The organism is Candidatus Accumulibacter aalborgensis, assembly GCF_900089955.1.
Classification (GTDB): Bacteria; Pseudomonadota; Gammaproteobacteria; order Burkholderiales; family Rhodocyclaceae; genus Accumulibacter; species Accumulibacter aalborgensis.
Map to the genome: position 1 here is coordinate 1 of NZ_FLQX01000161.1, position 1114 is coordinate 1114.

2 protein-coding genes are annotated in these 1114 nt (G+C 66.7%); both read right to left on the minus strand.

Annotated features, from left to right (window positions below):
- Positions 1–269: hypothetical protein (locus tag ACCAA_RS20480; protein ID WP_186409102.1), on the minus strand; the 269-nt coding region annotated here is incomplete at its 3' end.
- A gap of 331 nt (positions 270–600) precedes the next feature.
- A complete protein-coding gene (tnpB, locus tag ACCAA_RS20485; protein ID WP_186409103.1) occupies positions 601–948 on the minus strand; it encodes an IS66 family insertion sequence element accessory protein TnpB in 348 nt (115 codons plus the stop codon).
- Between the last annotated feature and the right edge of the window lie 166 nt (positions 949–1114).

A 1114-nucleotide genomic window follows, 5' to 3' on the forward strand; every position in this document is an offset into this window, starting at 1 on the left:
CCTTCCCCGAGCACATTGGCCGTGCGCTCGGTCGGCGCGCCGAAGAGAATCCGCCGTAGGCGTGCCAGCGTGGTTTCCTTCGTCTCGAGTTCGGCCGTGAGCCGCGCGAGGGTGTCCACCGCTGCCTTCAGGGTCGCCTGTTCGGTCTCGGTCAACGGTCTGGTTCCGCTATGCTCGACGATGGCCTCGATCTCCTGCACCGGGATGACCATCCGCTGCGGCGGGTTGTGTGCAGGCCGCTTCCGGTGGGATGCCCGCTGCCGGCTCATGGCCGTACGCCAACGAGCTGGCCGAAGTCCCCCCGCAGCCGCTTCTGGGAACGGTTCGAGCGATGGCGGGGGGCCTTGCGGCCACTGACCGCGGCTGCGCGGATGCTCGCAACCTCCTCGGCGCGGAACTCCCGTCTGCCGTACCCCCAGCTTTGCGAACTCACAAGCTGCATTCTCAGTCCTCCAGCAGTGACCCTTTCTACCCAAGGTATTCTGCCAAAGACCAGCGACGATGTCTAGTCCTTTCGCGAAAGGTCGTTTTCGGTATCCCCGTTGCGGTGGGTGACGACCGGCTTTCGGAAGTTGTGCTTGCGGGCTGCGCTCTCGCAGGTCAGGCGACCGCTCGCCATTCCGGGATTCCGCCGGCCGCGGCGTAGTCGCCTCCCGAGAGCAGGACCGCCAGCGCGTGCGGGGCGAGGAGCTTCCCCGGTGACTCCTGCGGCCAGAAGCGGTAGTGCCCCTGCGACAGCCGCTTTTGACAGAGCCAGAAGCCTTGCCCGTCATAGACCAGGAGTTTGACCGCCGTGCGCCGGCGATTGCAGAAAACGAACACGCCGCCGCTGAACGGGTCTTGGGCCAGTTTCTGCCGCACACGTCGGGCAAGACCGTCGATGCCGCAACGAAAATCCGCGGGCTCGGCAGCTACCCAGACACGCAGGCGCGCGTTCAGCGCGAGCATGGCTGGACCTGCCAGAGGCTACACGCGACCTCGGCGAGGTCGCTGCTGGCCGCTTGTGGCAGTTCGATGCGCAGCGCGCGGCCCGCTCGGTCGGTGAGAACCAGGACGCACACAGGTGGCGCCAGCGGCAGGCCGAGATCGAGTTCGACGAAGCTCGATGACACGG